Origin of the sequence: Vibrio sp. zbq_1 (genome assembly GCF_043102935.1) — a bacterium.
Lineage (GTDB): Bacteria > Pseudomonadota > Gammaproteobacteria > Enterobacterales > Vibrionaceae > Vibrio > Vibrio parahaemolyticus.
In genome coordinates this window covers 19,192-35,526 of sequence record NZ_JBICJH010000044.1, presented here as the reverse complement: position 1 = coordinate 35,526, position 16,335 = coordinate 19,192, and the positions used below count along the sequence as shown (strand labels likewise).

Annotated in this window: 14 protein-coding genes; 6 read left to right on the top strand and 8 right to left on the bottom strand. The window is 45.3% G+C overall.

All coding sequences use genetic code 11. From position 1 onward, the window contains the following. Positions 1-236 precede the first annotated feature (236 nt). On the top strand, positions 237-1,808 hold the full coding sequence (locus tag ACF8CV_RS22530; protein ID WP_005458059.1) for a BCCT family transporter: 1,572 nt from the start codon (positions 237-239) through the stop codon (positions 1,806-1,808). A 226-nt stretch (positions 1,809-2,034) separates the two neighbouring features. Next, positions 2,035-3,918 (top strand): methyl-accepting chemotaxis protein, encoded by a 1,884-nt coding sequence (locus ACF8CV_RS22525; protein ID WP_005458057.1) that lies wholly within the window; start codon positions 2,035-2,037, stop codon positions 3,916-3,918. A 101-nt stretch (positions 3,919-4,019) separates the two neighbouring features. On the opposite strand, the gene ACF8CV_RS22520 is transcribed toward ACF8CV_RS22525, so the two are convergent. Further along, on the bottom strand, positions 4,020-4,739 hold the full coding sequence (locus ACF8CV_RS22520; protein ID WP_023623883.1) for a 3'-5' exonuclease: 720 nt from the start codon (positions 4,737-4,739) through the stop codon (positions 4,020-4,022). Between the two features lie 8 nt (positions 4,740-4,747). After that, a complete protein-coding gene (locus tag ACF8CV_RS22515) occupies positions 4,748-6,637 on the bottom strand; it encodes a putative nucleotidyltransferase substrate binding domain-containing protein (RefSeq protein ID WP_005483278.1) in 1,890 nt (629 codons plus the stop codon). A 194-nt stretch (positions 6,638-6,831) separates the two neighbouring features. On the opposite strand from ACF8CV_RS22515, the gene ACF8CV_RS22510 reads away from it, so the two are divergent. Beyond that, positions 6,832-7,473, top strand: a complete 642-nt coding sequence (locus ACF8CV_RS22510) for an outer membrane beta-barrel protein (RefSeq protein WP_042767520.1) — start codon at positions 6,832-6,834, stop codon at positions 7,471-7,473. Positions 7,474-7,572: 99 nt separating this feature from the next. On the opposite strand, the gene ACF8CV_RS22505 is transcribed toward ACF8CV_RS22510, so the two are convergent. From ACF8CV_RS22505 to ACF8CV_RS22495, 3 genes are all read right to left on the bottom strand, one after another. Then, positions 7,573-8,763: an amino acid aminotransferase gene (locus ACF8CV_RS22505; RefSeq protein ID WP_021448914.1), complete on the bottom strand. Its 1,191-nt coding sequence runs from the start codon at positions 8,761-8,763 to the stop codon at positions 7,573-7,575. 373 nt (positions 8,764-9,136) lie between these two features. After that, complete coding sequence (locus ACF8CV_RS22500; RefSeq protein ID WP_005458048.1) at positions 9,137-9,436, bottom strand: hypothetical protein; 300 nt, start codon at positions 9,434-9,436, stop codon at positions 9,137-9,139. A 198-nt stretch (positions 9,437-9,634) separates the two neighbouring features. Continuing rightward, positions 9,635-9,865, bottom strand: coding sequence for a hypothetical protein (locus tag ACF8CV_RS22495; protein WP_005483298.1), 231 nt, complete (start codon positions 9,863-9,865; stop codon positions 9,635-9,637). Between the two features lie 178 nt (positions 9,866-10,043). Between ACF8CV_RS22495 and ACF8CV_RS22490 the strand changes: the two genes are divergently transcribed. Further along, positions 10,044-11,435, top strand: a complete 1,392-nt coding sequence (locus ACF8CV_RS22490; protein ID WP_138937540.1) for a PLP-dependent aminotransferase family protein — start codon at positions 10,044-10,046, stop codon at positions 11,433-11,435. A gap of 99 nt (positions 11,436-11,534) precedes the next feature. After that, on the top strand, positions 11,535-11,759 hold the full coding sequence (locus tag ACF8CV_RS22485) for a hypothetical protein (protein WP_005485465.1): 225 nt from the start codon (positions 11,535-11,537) through the stop codon (positions 11,757-11,759). A gap of 91 nt (positions 11,760-11,850) precedes the next feature. Here ACF8CV_RS22485 and asnS read toward each other — a convergent pair whose 3' ends face one another. Beyond that, positions 11,851-13,251, bottom strand: coding sequence for an asparagine--tRNA ligase (gene asnS / locus ACF8CV_RS22480; protein WP_005458036.1), 1,401 nt, complete (start codon positions 13,249-13,251; stop codon positions 11,851-11,853). Between the two features lie 188 nt (positions 13,252-13,439). Further along, complete coding sequence (locus ACF8CV_RS22475; protein WP_025509323.1) at positions 13,440-15,065, bottom strand: methyl-accepting chemotaxis protein; 1,626 nt, start codon at positions 15,063-15,065, stop codon at positions 13,440-13,442. Positions 15,066-15,359: 294 nt separating this feature from the next. Between ACF8CV_RS22475 and queD the strand changes: the two genes are divergently transcribed. Continuing rightward, complete coding sequence (queD, locus tag ACF8CV_RS22470; RefSeq protein WP_005494779.1) at positions 15,360-15,722, top strand: 6-carboxytetrahydropterin synthase QueD; 363 nt, start codon at positions 15,360-15,362, stop codon at positions 15,720-15,722. Positions 15,723-15,804: 82 nt separating this feature from the next. Here queD and ACF8CV_RS22465 read toward each other — a convergent pair whose 3' ends face one another. Further along, a complete protein-coding gene (locus ACF8CV_RS22465; RefSeq protein ID WP_021447722.1) occupies positions 15,805-16,272 on the bottom strand; it encodes an N-acetyltransferase in 468 nt (155 codons plus the stop codon). Between the last annotated feature and the right edge of the window lie 63 nt (positions 16,273-16,335).

Genomic DNA, 16,335 nt, shown 5'->3' with positions numbered 1-16,335 from the left:
ACCTAAAATTATTATAGCAATAATTGTTTGTGGTCTAATTAATGGTGTGGAGATTTGCGCTTTTTGTAATGCAAATTACCGACTGAAAAGTAAGTTATTGGATTTTTTAACAGCAAAAGATAGACAAAAACGCCTCAAATGATAGGATCTTCCGCTTTCACGGAATGTAAAACGTATCGTGTTCGAACGATTTTTTGTTTGGTACGGAAAAAATAATACAAAAATAGAGAGGAACGATGACAAAGGGTATAGATAAGTACAGTATTGACAGTACCGACTATACGGTAGGTCAAGACAACGTTCAAAAGTGGGGCTTTGATGTTCATAACCCAGTTTTTGGTATTAGTGCAGGCTTTATTGCACTGTTTCTTGTCGCAGCATTAGTTCTAGATGCTCATACCGCGAAGACGGCATTGGATGGGCTTAAGTGGAAGATCATTGGTTCATTCGACTGGCTGTTTATTATCGCTGGTAACATTTTCGTTATTTTCTGCTTAGCGTTGATTGTGTCGCCGCTTGGGAAAATACGCTTAGGCGGTAAAGATGCCGTCGCTGATTATTCATTCATGTCTTGGCTCGCGATGTTGTTCGCAGCCGGTATGGGTATTGGTTTGATGTTCTGGAGTGTGGCAGAACCTGTGGCTTACTTCACTGGTTGGTACGAAACGCCACTCGGCGTAGAAGCAAACTCACCAGAAGCCGCACGTTTGGCGCTAGGCGCGACGATGTTCCACTGGGGTCTCCACCCTTGGGCAATTTACGGCGTTGTGGCACTTTCACTTGCATTTTTCACCTACAACAAAGGTTTGCCTCTATCAATGCGTTCGATCTTTTACCCATTATTGGGCGATCGCGCTTGGGGCTGGGCTGGCCATATCGTTGATATTCTTGCAGTACTTGCCACTCTATTTGGTCTAGCGACATCACTTGGTTTGGGCGCTCAGCAGGCGGCAAGTGGTATTCACCATGTATTTGGTGTTGAACCTGGTTTAGGTTTGCAAATTGTAGTTATCACTGTGGTTACTCTGCTCGCAGTGGTTTCTGTTGTCCGCGGTATCGACGGCGGCGTAAAAGTGATCAGTAACATCAACATGGTTGTAGCGTTTTTGCTGCTTATCCTTGTTGGTTTGATTGGCTGGGCGGCGAGTTTAGGCTCGATCCCAACAACATTAATGGCGTACGTAGAAAACATCATTCCATTGAGTAACCCGTTTGGTCGTACCGACGAAGCTTGGTTCCAAGGCTGGACGGTATTCTACTGGGCTTGGTGGATCTCTTGGTCACCATTCGTTGGTATGTTCATCGCTCGCGTTTCACGTGGCCGTACAGTACGTGAGTTCATCACAGCGGTACTGATTGTTCCGACGGTAGTCACCGTGGTTTGGATGTCGGTATTTGGTGGTCTGGCGATTGATCAAGTCGTCAACAAAGTAGGCGAGTTAGGCGCAAACGGTCTGACCGACGTATCACTGGCAATGTTCCAAATGTTTGATGTGCTGCCATTTGGCAACATATTGTCAATCATTGCTGTAGTTCTGGTATTGGTATTCTTTATCACCTCTTCAGACTCTGGCTCGCTAGTTATCGACAGCATTACGGCGGGTGGTAAAGTCGATGCGCCTGTATTGCAACGTGTTTTCTGGGCATTTATGGAAGGTGCGATTGCGGTTGCATTGCTTTGGATTGGTGGCTCAGAAGCGGTACAAGCGTTACAAGCGGGCGCCATTTCTACAGCACTGCCATTTACCTTTATATTGCTAGCAATGTGTGTAAGTTTATTGATGGGGATGAAGACAGAGCGTCAATAATCGATCAATTTTATAAATTTGCTTAAATAACAAGTAATTAAGAAGCCAGCACCCTGCTGGCTTTTTTTGTGCGGTTTTTCTGACGCTAGACAAAAAAATGACACGCAAAAGTCCATATTTTACAAAGAGTTAATGCGCTATTTTGTTTTTTAAAAATTAGTGAATAGTCGTGAAAAAGTGTGTAATATTCACCCACCTTAACTGTTCTCCCAACTCAATTATAATTATGAAAATATCATTAAAACAAAAGCTAATAGGCGCAAGCCTTTCTGCTGTTGTTGTGATGGCAACAGCACTTACTTGGTTGTCGGCTGGTCAATTATTTGATCAGACTCGTTCAGGTGTCTATTCACGAGCACAAAGTCTAAGTACCACAGCGTCAGAAGGTATTTCGGACTGGGTTAATATCCGTAAGGATATTGCAAGCGCATTCAACGACTACTCGACAGAGCAAGACGTTGTTCCTTTCCTACAGCAAGCACGCAAAGCTGGTGGCTTTGACGACATCTTCTTGGGTACACCAAACGGCGATATGTATCGTTCTCACCCAGAGCGTAACCGTGCTGACTACGATCCGCGTACTCGCCCTTGGTATAAAGATGCCAATGCAGCAGGTAAGCAGATCATCACAGAAGCATATCAAGACGCTATCACTAACGCATTGCTAGTGACCATTGCTGAACCAGTAATGAAAAACGGCAAGTTTATCGGTGTAGTGGGTGCTGACGTACTTATTGATCAGCTTATCGATGACGTAATCAATCTTGATGCGGGTGAAAATGCGCACGCAATGTTGATTGATATGAACGAAGGTACGTTCCTTGCTCACCCAGATAAAAGCCTAACGCTTAAGCCTATCACCAGTTTTCTAAAAGACTTTTCAGAAGAGGCTATTGAGCGTGCGGCAGCAGAAGGCAAGATTGAAAGCACGATGCTGAAAGGCCAAGAGAAGCTTTACTACTTCAAGAAAGTACCTGGCACGCATTGGATGTTCGCGATTGAAATGGATCGCGCAACAGAAGAAGCAGGCCATGCAGTACTGCTTCGTGACCTGCTGATCACCGCTGTGATGATCACCATCGTTGTGATTCTTGCGGTATCTTGGTTGGTTGGCTTCTTGTTCCGTGACCTAGGCCGCGTGTCTGATGCATTGGAAGAAATTGCATCTGGTGAGGGCGACCTTACTCAACGCCTAGAACCTCGCAGTGACGATGAAGTAGGCAAACTGGCTGAGAACTTCAACCGCTTTGTGGGTAACATGCACACGATGGTTACCAAGCTAAGCCAAGTTTCTGCCTCACTTTCTGAGCAAGCACGTACAACGGCACAACAAGCAGAAGAACGTAGCCAGCGTATTTCTTACCAGCAAGACGAAATCAACATGGTTGCGACTGCGGTTAATGAAATGGCAGCAGCAACGCAAGAGATTGCGGGTAACGCAGACAGCACAGCGCATAGCTCTGAAGAAGCGGTGCAAGCATGTGCTCACGGTTCTAGCCAAGTGAATCAAACGCAAGGCTCTATCCAGAATCTGGCGCAAGAAGTTCAAGTCGCGACAAATGTTATCCAAGAACTTGAAGCGCACGGTAACAGCATCAACACGATTCTATCGACGATTCAAGACATTGCTGAGCAAACTAACTTGTTGGCATTGAACGCGGCGATCGAAGCGGCGCGTGCAGGCGATCAAGGTCGTGGTTTTGCGGTTGTTGCTGACGAAGTTCGCGTATTGAGCCAACGTACTCACGCATCGACCAAAGAAATCCAAGAAACGATCGAAATGCTTCAAGGTACAACCAAGAAAGCGGTTGATATCATGGGAGATGGTCGTCGTTTGGCTGATACCAGTGTGGATGACGCGAATTCTGCAGCAGCGAGCCTGACGCAAATCCACAGTGCGGTAGAGCGCATCAGCGACATGGCAACGCAAATTGCGTCTGCGGCGGAAGAGCAAGCATCTGTAACAACAGAAATCACTCGTAACACAGAAGGCATCCGCGACGTATCGAACGAGCTTTCTGTAGAAGCTCACTCAGCAGCGGAGCAAGCAGCGCACCTATCTGAGCTGTCTCACGAGCTTGAGCAAGAGATCAAACGTTTTAAACTGTAATTCTCAGTTTGACTAAAAAACAAAAGGAGCCGATAGGCTCCTTTTTAATGCATGTTTTTCGGTGAATGATTGTTGGTAAATAGCTACAACAAAAAATCTATCTACAACCAAAAATCACTGATGGGTTGGTCATCATTGTAGTGATGCGCCATCTGCGCCTGAAGCAACTCGGCAGTAGCAATCGCATCAGTTAACGCGTGATGCGGAGAGTAGTCTGGTAACCCATAGCGGCGTCGAGACTGCGCCAAACGTAGAGACTCTGGTCTCTTTCCTTTCAGGCGATTCCAAATGCCGCCAGCGCTTCTCTTTTGGATGTTCTCTTCGATTTGTAGCGTGTCTAACACGGGAAATTCAATCCCTTCCCCTATGCGCGCTTTCAGCGCTTGATCCAAGAATTCTCTCTCGATTCGACGGTAATGCACAACGATGATTTTGCCGCTTAAGCAAGGCAGCAACTCACCCAAAATATCGCTCAGATCTGGCGCATCAATCAATTCGCTGTGAGTGATACCGTGGATGATAACGGAATCTTCATCCAACTTTTTCTGAGGCCTTACTTTCCAATGTCGAGCATCGCGCAGAAAAATACGTCTCAGATTGAAAGGTACTAAACCGATAGTAATAATGTCGTGTTTTTCGGGATTGAGCCCCGTCGTTTCGAAATCCAACGCGACAAATTCAACCTCTGAAATGGGGGTATTGGGCGCTGGTAATTCGCTGCCGTAAAAAGCGACAAGATTTTCATCACTGACGAGATCCAACTTTTGCTGAAATTTGGTTGGCCATTGAATCGCAGGCTTTTGAAATAGCTTTTTGATCATGCCAAACCTCACTTAAAGCTCTTATTTGCTTGATAACGGAACTTAAGGAAGTTCTGCCCATTGCTGAGAATTTGGAAGGCATCTTTCAAATTACGGCGTTCAAAATCGGAGAGGTTTTCTGGCTCGATGTTGTTATCTGGCTCAATTCCGAGCTCAACATCGGTCGCTTGATGTCGAATTCGTACCATAGAGATGAACTCTAACGCGTCTTTTAAATCCTGTGCTCGACCTTTTGGCAAGATGCCTGCGTCAATAATATCGTCGAGACGTTCAAACGAGTTTTGTGCACGAGAGCCCACTGCCAAGGCATGCACACGAATCAGATCAACCAGCGGCGCGGTGCCACGACGTTTTAGGTTGATCGAGTTTTTGTGCTGGCCGTCTTTTTCCATCACAAAATCTTTGAAGAAGCCTAATGGCGGCGTGCGGTTTAGCGCATTTCTAGCCAAACATGCTAAGAAGCGATTATTTTTACGCGCTCGACGCACAATGAAGCTGGTGAGCTGTTCTGCCCATTTTAAGCGGCCATACACGCCATCTAAATCGAAAAATATTGATGCATTCAGTAACGCTTTCGGGTTGGGATCGTCAATCCAGTCAGCGAAACATTCTTCCCATTCGGAGCGAGTCATTCGCCACATCGGGTTTGTGGCCATGATGTCACCGGTACAATATTTGTAACCACAAGCGTCAAGGCCGTCACTGACAAACTTGGCGAGATCTTCAAAGTACTTGCCATGTTTCTCTTCTTGATAGGATTCGTCCAGAATAATGGCGTTGTCTTGGTCAGTAACCAGCAACTGTTCGTCGCGTCCCATTGAACCTAATGCGAGGAAACAATAAGGAATCGGAGGCGCACCAAGTTCTTCTTCGGCCAACTCCAACAAACGCTGTTTGAAACTTCGGCCAATTACTGACATCGCGCTGCCAACCATGTGTGAATTGGCGTCTTCGTTAACCAGACGTACGAAGCTGCTTTTGACTTCTTCTGCGACTGTTGCTAAATCTTCGATGCTTTGCTGCTGAAAAATGCTGCTTACAAGAAGCAGTGAGTTTTGCGATTCATAACGAACAATATCGGTAGTTTCGATGATGCCTATCGGTAGTTGATTTTTGACCACCGGCAGATGATGCACGTTGTAGCGTAACATCGTTAGCATGGCTTCATAGATGTAAGCATTATGGTCGAGAGAGATCACTTCCGTCGTCATGACTGTTGAAACATCATCTTGAGGAGACAAGCCTTCCGCAAGCACTCGAGTACATAAATCTCGGTCAGTAATGATGCCTAAAACGGGCGATTGCGGGTCATCTTCGTCAAGGACAAAATCGGGGTCGACAATCAAGAGTGATGAAATGTTGTCCTGAGCCATTAACTGCGCTGCTTGTTGGATTGTTTGGCCGCGGTTTATGGTCGGGGCATCGCCAGTAAGTAGGGTCTTGACTTTAGAGGTGGTTAAGTCGTTTGCGTCTTTGTTTTCTGAAATGGTTTGGCGCAAGCGTGCGCTGTTTTCTACTTCAACAAAATCGGCGAAAGAGTCGAAGTTGTCGTAGATCTCTTGAAACACCTCGACCGGAATGCAGTAGAGTAGGGTGTCTTCAATAGCTTTTACCGGGAAACGAACTTTGTTGTTGGTAAGCAGCCCCATTTGACCGAATAAGTCGCCTTCATCGAGACGGTTATAAAGCTCACCCTTGCGGCGATAAACTTCCACCACGCCACTTCTTACCACGAAGAGATCTTGAATATGGTCACCGAAGTGAATGATTGGGGTGTCTTGTCGGTAGTAAGAGATTTCAACGCTTTCTGTCACTTTGGTCAGAGTTTCTTCTGGAAGTTCGTTGAAAGGGGGGTACTTGGCGAGAAAGTTATATATCTCGAGAAGTTCTGCATCCATTCGGGTGCCTTTTGTTTCGCAAATAATAAAGTAATCTTAACGCAGTTTTAAGACAGAATCTTATTGGATCACGCTTTTTCGTGCTGAGTCATAAGATTCGGACATCTCCCGCGACAAGGTTTTGTTAATTCGGCTAATATGGAAATTGCCAATTGTAGTTAAGTTTTTAGGTGACTCTCATGAAAGGAAGTAAGATGGTGAGACAGTTATTGCTTGTGCCTCTTGTAGTTTTGCCCGCAATTAGTATCGCTTCGGAAGCGGAACAAGCTGCAAAATTTGGGTATGAGCACATTTATTTGGATGTGGGGTCGGGTACGACCAATAAAGATTGGCTAGACAACTCGAATGCGACCACGCTGGGATTGGGTGGCAATTATCTCATCACCGATAATTGGTTGTTTAATGTTGATTACTCAGCGCAGTTTTTCCATCCTGACGATCTAACACTACGTGTGGATCGATTGTTGTTTGGTGGTGGTTATCGTTATGGAATTAACGACCAACTGGACGTTTATGGTACTTATGGGCTTGGTGCGCTGAAAGCGAAAGCGACGGATGAAAAAACGGATAGCACCATTTCCTCTGACACCGAGTTTCTTCAAGCGGTGACCGTTGGTGCAAACTATCTTTTGAATGAACAATGGATGGTGTCAGCACAGATTCAGGCCAACCGAAGTGATGTGGTTGATGAGAACAAGTACAGAATCGGCTTCAATTACCAATGGCATGATGTGATTGGCACGGGCTTGTATTACCAATACCGTGATACAGATTACAGTGGTGAAAGTTCGGATTACATCAACGAAGTCGGCTTAAGTTTGAAGTTCGTATTTTAATCCCATTTAGTAAGTTCAACCGTAATCAACAGATTTAAGAACAACAAAAAAGGTCAGCATACGCTGACCTTTTCGTTTATTTCGTCTGTTTTCGACAGATTATAGAACCGCTGCGATACCTTTACATAGCGGGCCCATGTTTGATTTTGTCATACCAGCTACGCTGATACGGCCAGAACCAACGATGTAAATTGCGAACTCATCTTTCAGACGGTTAACTTGCTCTTTAGATAGACCAGAGAACGAGAACATGCCGTTTTGACGTTCGATAAAGCTGAAATCTGCATCCACACCTTCTTCTTTCAGAGTTGTTACGAACAGCTCGCGCATCTCTTGAATACGGTCACGCATTTCTTGTACTTCCGCTTCCCATTCAGCACGCAGTTCTTCGTTGTTTAGAATATGAGTAACAACAGCACTACCGTGAGCTGGTGGGTTAGAGTAGATAGAGCGGATGATCGCTTTTACTTGAGAGAATGCTGTTGTTGCCACTTCTTCAGATTCAGCAACAAGCGTGAATGCGCCTACACGTTCATTGTATAGGCCGAAGTTTTTCGAGAACGAGCTCGCAACGAGAATTTCTTTGTTATATTTCGCGAAAGTACGTAGGCCAGCTGCGTCTTCTTCTACACCCTTAGCAAAGCCTTGGTATGCAAAGTCGAACAGAGGAAGCAGTTTCTTCTCAGCAATCAGCTTCGCTAGTGTTTCCCATTCTTCAGCAGTTGGATCGATGCCAGTTGGGTTGTGGCAGCAGCCGTGTAGAAGAACGATGTCACCTTCAGATGCAGCTTGAAGATCGTTTAGCATTGCATCGAAGTCTTTGTCTTTAGTTTCTGCGTTGTAGTAAGTGTATTGAGCCGTTTCTAGACCTGCAGCGGTAAACACGCCGTTGTGGTTTGCCCAAGTTGGGTTGCTGATCCAGATTTTTACGTTACCAAGTTGGCGTTTAATAAATTCACCCGCCACGCGTAATGCACCTGTACCACCAGGCGCTTGAGCTGTTTTCGCGCGTTTTTCCGCTACGATTTCAGCGTCTGCACCGAAAAGTAGTTTTTGTACCGCCAGACCGTACTCAGCAGTCCCTTCGATGGTTAGGTATGATTTGGTTTTTTCCGTTTCAATCAGTGCTGCTTCGGCTTTCTTTACGGTAGCAAGAACAGGTGTTTCGCCTTGTTCGTTTTTGTAAATACCAACGCCAAGGTTAATCTTTTCAGCGCGAGGATCTTTTTTAAATTCTTCAGTAAGGCCAAGGATAGGGTCGGCCGGAGCGGCAACTACTTTTTCAAACATAATCTTCATCCATGTTAATCGAAGGGGTCTGCTCGTATTTATACCTTTCAGCAATATTCGTTACAACACTTACTGATAAGAAAACGTAAAAAAATTTCGATTTGAAACAGGATGCTAACATAACCGATGCTTTTGCTATGAAAACCTTGGTTAAATCCGGATGTAAAGGGGAGTTTTGTAGCAATTCGGTGCTAATTTATTCAATCGAACAATTCATGAATCTGATGGCTACTGAGGAGCGATTTTAGGCGGTTTAAAACGTGAATCCAGCAAGGTAAGCAGAGCCTGTTGTGGAGGAAAAAGTAGGGAAGGGTAAGAAACGCCCCAACGGTGAGGGGCGCTTGCATATTCAATTTACATCGAACGTTGAGGTCTATTTCTTTAGCTCAATTTCTGACTCTACCGCATTGGTTTCGATGTCAGGATTTGAAGACAACTTATCTGTCGCCCAATCGTTCATGTGTTTTAGGATTGCTTTAAGCGCATGCTTTTGCGTTGGGGTGTCACCAGCTTGAACATCTAGTTTTTCTTTTGGGTGTGACCCTGTCGCATCTTCGGCAACGTGTAGCCAATCTGGATGCCAGTAGTAAGGCTGTCCTGATGGCACACTCCACGTATGTACGCCATTGGTCTCGCCTTTATATTTGATGTCATTCTCGTTGTATTTCGTCATTATAATCGTCTCTCATAGTCTATGAGTTGAGGTGTGCATCACCATTAGCCTCTAAATGTAACAGATGGCATGAAAATTAATGTGATAGCAATCTATTTATCCTGTCGATAGATTGCTCACGATGATGCACAGTTCTCATTCAGACATGTTTTGTTCCAAAATGCTCTCAACCTTGCATAACAGAAGGTTCGCTTCTGGCTATTCACCATTAATGTGCTTAACAATCGCCTCTTTTGCGTGCTCTTCTGTTGGTGTTTCACCTTCTGGAACGACTAGATCCGCTGTTTTGTGCACACCTAGCGCGTCTTCTGCAATATGTAACCAGTCAGGGTGCCAGTAGTAAGGCGTTGTGCTGGCTGGGTGATCCCAACTGTGTACGCCTTTATGAGCACCTCGGTATGAGAGGTCATCCATAGTAAATACTTTCATCATTTTCTCCCGAAATAAAAGTCATACCTTTGAAAGTATGGAACATAAATTCTCACTTCGTATCGCGAATTGATATCACTAAGATTGATTAATTACGTTTCGAGATTGATAGTCGCGTTATCAGAATACGGGCGCGAAGTATGCTAAGGTTCGCTCGGTCGTGATAAATGAGGGAAACATGAACCGATACCGCCAACTGGCTGAACTGTTCAAAACGCAGATTCAGCAAAACACATGGAGAGCAGGAGAAAAGCTGCCGTCAGTGCGTGTCACCAGCCGAAATCATTCCGTCAGCGCCGGAACGGTGTTACAAGCTTATCAGTTGCTCGAAGCGCAAGGCTGGGTCGCGGCAAAACCTCAGTCTGGCTACTTTGTTACCGCAGAGCTGGATCGTTTGGAACCGAGCCCTCCTGCGACCTCTGTTTATCGCTCTAACATCAATGATGAGCTTTACGACTACCTCAAAAATCAAGCGTCACCGGATGCGATGAAGTTCGGATCTGCCTTTCCAGATCCTGCGTTGTTTCCATTGGATGCGTTGAATCGCAATCTGGCCAGTTCTGGTAGGAAGATGGGGCCAGAGACGCTATTGGATAACTTACCGCCAGGCTCTGAATCACTGCGTCGTTTGATTGCTCAACGTTACATTCAACAAGGTATGGTTTTAACCCATGATGACATTGTCATTACTTCAGGGGCGTTAGAAGCGTTGAATTTGAGCCTTCAGGCCGTGACACAACCGGGAGATACTATCGTGGTTGAATCGCCAACATTTTACGGAGCGCTTCAAGCGATAGAACGTTTGGGTTTAAAGGCGATAGAAATTTCAGTAGACCCGCGTATCGGGCACTCTTTGCAACAAATTGAAGCTGCTTTTACTGACCATGATGTTCGCGCGTGTTGGTTGATGACGAACTTTCACAACCCAACCGGAACATCATTAAATGATGAGCAGAAGCAGCGCATCGCCGAGCTTGCTGATAAACACGATGTGTATTTGATTGAAGACGATGTGTATTCAGAGCTCTATTTTTCTAACAAGAAACCAAGTTCGCTTAAAACTTTTGATACCCAAGATCGTGTGTTGCATTGCGGGTCATTTTCAAAAAGTCTTTGCCCGGGTTATCGGCTGGGGTGGGTGGTCAACAAGCGCTTTAATGAGCATCTGCAAAAACTGCAACTTATCTCGACTTTGTCAGGTAGTGCACCTATCCAACAAGGTATTGCGCATTATTTGCAAAACGACAGCTATGATAATCACCTTAGGAAATTGCGAAAGAATCTTGATCAGCGACAATCTGCGTTCATTGAACTGATCGATAAGTACTTTCCTAAATCGATTCACTACACACAGCCAGAAGGCGGCTATTTTTTATGGGTTGAACTGCCGGAATCAAAATGCGGAAAATCGATTTATCAGAAGTTATTGGAAGACAACATCACCGTTGCATTCGGTAAGTTGTTTTCTGTCGGCCCAGATTATGAGAACTACCTAAGGCTTAATACATCGTTACCCTGCAACGATGAACTAGAAGAAGCCGTGAAGACGATCGGAGAATTACTTCACTAGCCAACTGTTTACCTATTTTTTGCTCAAACTGTATCAGTGAACGAATCCGAAGCTGTGTTTCAATCATTAGCAGACAACCATTTTAGGTTAGGAGCAATAATGAAAAAGCAGTTGGTAAAGCATGAACTTAGGCTAATGGGTGTTGCTATCTTTAGCGCATTTTTGTTGGTGTTTGCGCACCTGATATTGGCGAAGTCTTTTTCTCATATGGTTTGGACGGAATACACCGCCGCTGTGATTCCATTCGTCATGTTTGGTTTGTGTGTTGTTGGAGTGAAATACGCCGCGCGAGCAGATAAGGATGAAGACGAAAGCAACAGCTAAATTGTACACGCAGATTGCTAGAAAATTATTCGTACAAAATAAAAGACCTCCACTTGGGAGGTCTTTCTAATTCTGAGTCACTAAAAAGTGATTAGAAGTTCGCAGAGCGAGGTGTACGTGGGAATGGGATCACATCACGAACGTTGCCCATGCCTGTTACGTAAGAGACTAGACGCTCAAAGCCTAGACCAAAGCCAGCGTGTGGCACTGTGCCGTAACGACGTAGGTCACGGTACCAGCTCATGTGTTCAGGGTCGATGCCCATTTCACGCATACGTGCATCTAGAACGTCTAGACGCTCTTCACGCTGAGAACCACCGATGATTTCACCGATGCCAGGTGCTAGAACGTCCATCGCAGCTACAGTCTTGCCATCGTCGTTCATACGCATGTAGAACGCTTTGATGTCTTTTGGGTAGTTCTTCACGATTACTGGCGCTTTAAAGTGCTCTTCAGCTAGGAAACGCTCGTGCTCAGAAGACATATCGATACCCCATTCAACTGGGAATTCGAACTCGCGACCAGAGTCCAGAAGGATTTGGATCGCGTCAGTGTAGTCAACTTGTGCAAAGTCAGAAGAAACGAATTGCTCTAGACGAGTGATCGCTTGCTTGTCGATACGCTGAGCGAAGAACTCAAGGTCATCGCGACGCTCTTCAAGTACTGCTTTAAACACGTACTTAAGCATGTCTTCAGCTAGTTTCGCTACATCGTCTAGTTCTGCGAACGCAACCTCAGGCTCAACCATCCAGAATTCTGCTAGGTGGCGGCTTGTGTTTGAGTTTTCAGCACGGAAAGTAGGACCGAAAGTGTAAACCTTGCTTAGTGCACAAGCGTAAGCTTCCGCGTTTAGCTGACCAGATACGGTTAGGAACGTTTCTTTACCGAAGAAGTCTTCGTTGTAGTCCACTTTGCCTGCGTCTGTGCGAGGTAGGTTTTCCATGTCTAGCGTAGAAACGCGGAACATTTCACCAGCACCTTCTGCATCAGAAGCCGTGATTAGTGGCGCAGATACCCAAAAGTAGCCTTGCTCGTGGTAGAAACGGTGAATTGCTTGAGATAGACAGTTACGTACACGTGCTACCGCACCGATTACGTTAGTGCGCGGACGTAGGTGCGCAACTTCACGTAAGTACTCGATAGAGTGACGAGTTTTTGCCATTGGGTAAGTTTCAGCATCTTCAACCCAACCTACAACTTTAACGTCAGTTGCAGCCAGTTCGAAGTCCTGACCTTGCGCAGGAGACTCAACAATCTTACCAGTTACTTCAACAGAGCAGCCAGTCGTTAGCTTAAGCACTTCATTGTCGTAATTATTAAGATTATTAGGGACCACGGCCTGAATCGGGTCGAAACAAGAGCCGTCATATATGGCAAGGAAAGAGATTCCAGCTTTGGAATCACGACGTGAACGGATCCAGCCGCGAACAGTTACTTCACTGTCTACTGCTAGCTTACCGCTTAGTACGTCTGATACAGGCGCGTAAGTCATGTTTTAAATATTCTCCATTGAGGTAAAAATTCAACTCAACGCTTATCAAAGTGCTTGTCTCAAAACATTTTTGTTTAAAAAACAAGCGAAGCATTGAGTTGGATAGAATTTTACAGATTCAATGGGACATATTACCCGTCAATTCGTCAGCTTCAACCTTTATATTCAATTTGGACGCGAGAAATTTCCTATTTATTTGCCCTTTGTTGCTCAGAAAGGGTGAATTGGTTAAGTAATTGCTCTAAACGCTCAGAAAGTTCTTCCAAATCGACACTGATATCCCGTGTATGAGAGGCAGATTGAGACGTGTCGTTCGCGTGCAAAGTAATCACGTCGATTTTCGATTGAATGTGCTTGCTGACATCCGAGGTGGTTTGAGTTTGCAGTTGGATGTTTTCTGCGTGTTTAAGCACTTGATGCATCTCGTCTACAACATTGTGCATGGTTTCAGACAGCGCTTCGACATCCAGTGAACGTTGATGAGCAAATTGACAAACATGATCGACCGACGACAGGGACTCTTCGCTGCCTTGCTGAAATTGGGAAATGATGCTTTCAATGTTGCTGGTGGCTTCGGCGGTACGTGAGGCCAGATTTCTCACTTCATCGGCAACGACTGCAAAGCCACGACCTTGCTCTCCGGCGCGTGCCGCTTCGATTGCTGCGTTTAGAGCGAGTAGGTTAGTTTGTTCGGCGATGCCTTTGATCACACCGAGTATTGAGGAAACTTCTTCGGTTCTCTGATTTAGAGACGTAATCTTCTCACGCACTTGTTCAATGTTGCTGACTAAGCTCTTGATGTCTTCGCTGACATTGTGTGCTTGGCTGGCGCTGTTTGCAGCTACGTCAACGGTGTGGTTTACCAACGTCGTTGCGTTGATTGTTGCTTCTTCAACCACGACTTGCTGCTGCAACATATCAATAATGTTGTTTTGCACTTCATTGGTTTCTAATTGCTGATTGTTTGCTGCTTCATCAGTGGATTGAGCAACGTCGGTGAGACGACCCGCAGACCCTGCTAACGAGTGTGAGGTGTCTTGCACGCGCTCAAGACTTTCCGAAACGGTATCCATAAAGGAATTAATAGATTGGGAAAGTTGGCCAACTTCGTCATTTTGTTTATGGACAAGTCTCTGGGAGAGATCTTTGCTGGCACTAACGTTCGACATAAAGTGCGAGGTTTTTTGAATTGGTCGCACGATGATCTTACGAATCAAGCCCATGGTGATGAGAAAACCAACCAACGCAATGGCAGACATGATGCCCATCGCGTACATCGCTTGTTTATTGATCATCGAACTCACGTGGTTCATGTTGTATTCCAAGCGAATAGCACCCAATACTTCACCCTCTGGCGCGACATGACAAGAAACACAATTGGTGCCGCGATAGTTTTGGCTCGATTTCATTGGCAGCGCCACAACAATGCCTTTGCCCCAGTCCGCAGTAATTGGTTCTATCACTAGCTCGCCCGCTAGTGCACGCTGATCAATCTCATCAATAGGTTGCTGATTGGATTGCCCTGCACCGTACAGCTTTGTAACGGCATCGGCACGTAGCACTCGAACTTGCTCAATACCTTCTTGAGCGAGTGCTTTTTGTCGCAGCGTTTCCTTTTGAGACATGGTGCCAGTGAGCATCATCATATTCAGACTATCGAAGTAGTTGCTGGCTTTGTCGTGCAGTTGTTCACTAAGAACATCATTTATCAGCGTTTTTTGTTGATAGTGTTGGTACGCCGTCGACGCGGCGAGAACACAGCTAAAAACGACAATTAACGCAAGCAGGAGCTTAAAGGTAATAGTTGAGCGCATATTTTTATAAGTGTAATTGGAACGAACTGCACAATATTAGTCTTCTCGCATAGGTTGCGCGATGAGCGAAATGAATGATTGTGACCCTACACATGTTGGGGATATGTAATTGTGATGTGAGTGCTGTGTAATCAAATGTTTGGCGCATGACAAAAATGCGACGCTTTGGTTTGCGTGATGGCAAAGAGGTCAGGAATAAGCGGCAGTTTTTGCTACGCTTGTATGGGGTAACGCTTGTCTCTTGGCAGCGAATTCCTTAGTATTGCCTGTCTTTTTTAAAGCCTGAGAATCAAGATGAAAACAGAATTGTACAAAGAGTTTATGTTCGAAGCGGCACACCATTTGCCACACGTACCAGAAGGTCACAAGTGTGGTCGTTTGCACGGACACTCTTTCCTTGTTCGTCTTTATGTAGAAGGTGAAGTTGATCCACATACAGGTTGGGTTGTGGATTTTGCAGAGATAAAAGCTGCATTTAAACCAATTTACAATCGCTTAGACCACTACTACCTAAACGACATCGAAGGTCTGGAAAACCCGACCAGCGAAGTGCTAGCAAAATGGATTTGGCAACAGCTAAAACCAAACCTACCGCTACTAAGCAAAGTAGAGATCAAAGAAACTTGTACAGCAGGTTGTATCTACAAGGGTGAATAACCTTCGTAGTAATCCCATGTTCAATAACAAAGGCAAGCCTATCGCTTGCCTTTGTTTTATCTAGCGTTTGGTTATTGAGCGTTTAACCAAGCGGGTGACGCATCAACCACTCTTTTTCTTGCTCGCCATAAATGGCTTTTTCTGTGTTGGTAAAGCCACAAGCCAAGAAAAAGTCGAGTGCACCTTGATGGCTATTTGGTACCGTCACGCAGAGCGAGGTGCTCTCTGGGTCGATGGTATATGCGTACACAAACAGTTTTTTCAGCGCCTCTGCACCAATACCTTGGCGTTGAAAGCGGCGATCAATCATCAAATAATTAAGGCCCAACTCATGCCGCATTGCAAAAGGAGCATGCTGAGCAAAACCTTTATCAATGATCAGGTAGCCAACGGTTAGGTAGTCCGAATAAATAGTAAAAAATACTTCTGACTTGTTTCGCTTTTGGTAAGCCTGTTCAAACGGCTTGGCAAATCCTATTTGCTCTTCCTGCACGTCCAATTGCATCAAACTCGAAAAATCTTTCAGTTTGGTTGGTTTAATAGCAATCATGGTTTCAATCACGAGTGGGTGGTGGATGGTCTCACCACCTAACAAAAATGTACGAACGTCTTT

What these genes read in the sequence shown, in the direction of transcription:
- ACF8CV_RS22530 (WP_005458059.1), top strand. Translation starts at nt 237, where the DNA reads ATGACAAAGGGTATAGATAAGTACAGTATTGACAGTACCGACTATACG.
- ACF8CV_RS22525 (WP_005458057.1), top strand. Translation starts at nt 2,035, where the DNA reads ATGAAAATATCATTAAAACAAAAGCTAATAGGCGCAAGCCTTTCTGCT.
- ACF8CV_RS22520 (WP_023623883.1), bottom strand. Translation starts at nt 4,739, where the DNA reads ATGATCAAAAAGCTATTTCAAAAGCCTGCGATTCAATGGCCAACCAAA.
- ACF8CV_RS22515 (WP_005483278.1), bottom strand. Translation starts at nt 6,637, where the DNA reads ATGGATGCAGAACTTCTCGAGATATATAACTTTCTCGCCAAGTACCCC.
- ACF8CV_RS22510 (WP_042767520.1), top strand. Translation starts at nt 6,832, where the DNA reads ATGGTGAGACAGTTATTGCTTGTGCCTCTTGTAGTTTTGCCCGCAATT.
- ACF8CV_RS22505 (WP_021448914.1), bottom strand. Translation starts at nt 8,763, where the DNA reads ATGTTTGAAAAAGTAGTTGCCGCTCCGGCCGACCCTATCCTTGGCCTT.
- ACF8CV_RS22500 (WP_005458048.1), bottom strand. Translation starts at nt 9,436, where the DNA reads ATGACGAAATACAACGAGAATGACATCAAATATAAAGGCGAGACCAAT.
- ACF8CV_RS22495 (WP_005483298.1), bottom strand. Translation starts at nt 9,865, where the DNA reads ATGAAAGTATTTACTATGGATGACCTCTCATACCGAGGTGCTCATAAA.
- ACF8CV_RS22490 (WP_138937540.1), top strand. Translation starts at nt 10,044, where the DNA reads ATGAACCGATACCGCCAACTGGCTGAACTGTTCAAAACGCAGATTCAG.
- ACF8CV_RS22485 (WP_005485465.1), top strand. Translation starts at nt 11,535, where the DNA reads ATGAAAAAGCAGTTGGTAAAGCATGAACTTAGGCTAATGGGTGTTGCT.
- asnS (WP_005458036.1), bottom strand. Translation starts at nt 13,251, where the DNA reads ATGACTTACGCGCCTGTATCAGACGTACTAAGCGGTAAGCTAGCAGTA.
- ACF8CV_RS22475 (WP_025509323.1), bottom strand. Translation starts at nt 15,065, where the DNA reads ATGCGCTCAACTATTACCTTTAAGCTCCTGCTTGCGTTAATTGTCGTT.
- queD (WP_005494779.1), top strand. Translation starts at nt 15,360, where the DNA reads ATGAAAACAGAATTGTACAAAGAGTTTATGTTCGAAGCGGCACACCAT.
- ACF8CV_RS22465 (WP_021447722.1), bottom strand. Translation starts at nt 16,272, where the DNA reads ATGATTGCTATTAAACCAACCAAACTGAAAGATTTTTCGAGTTTGATG.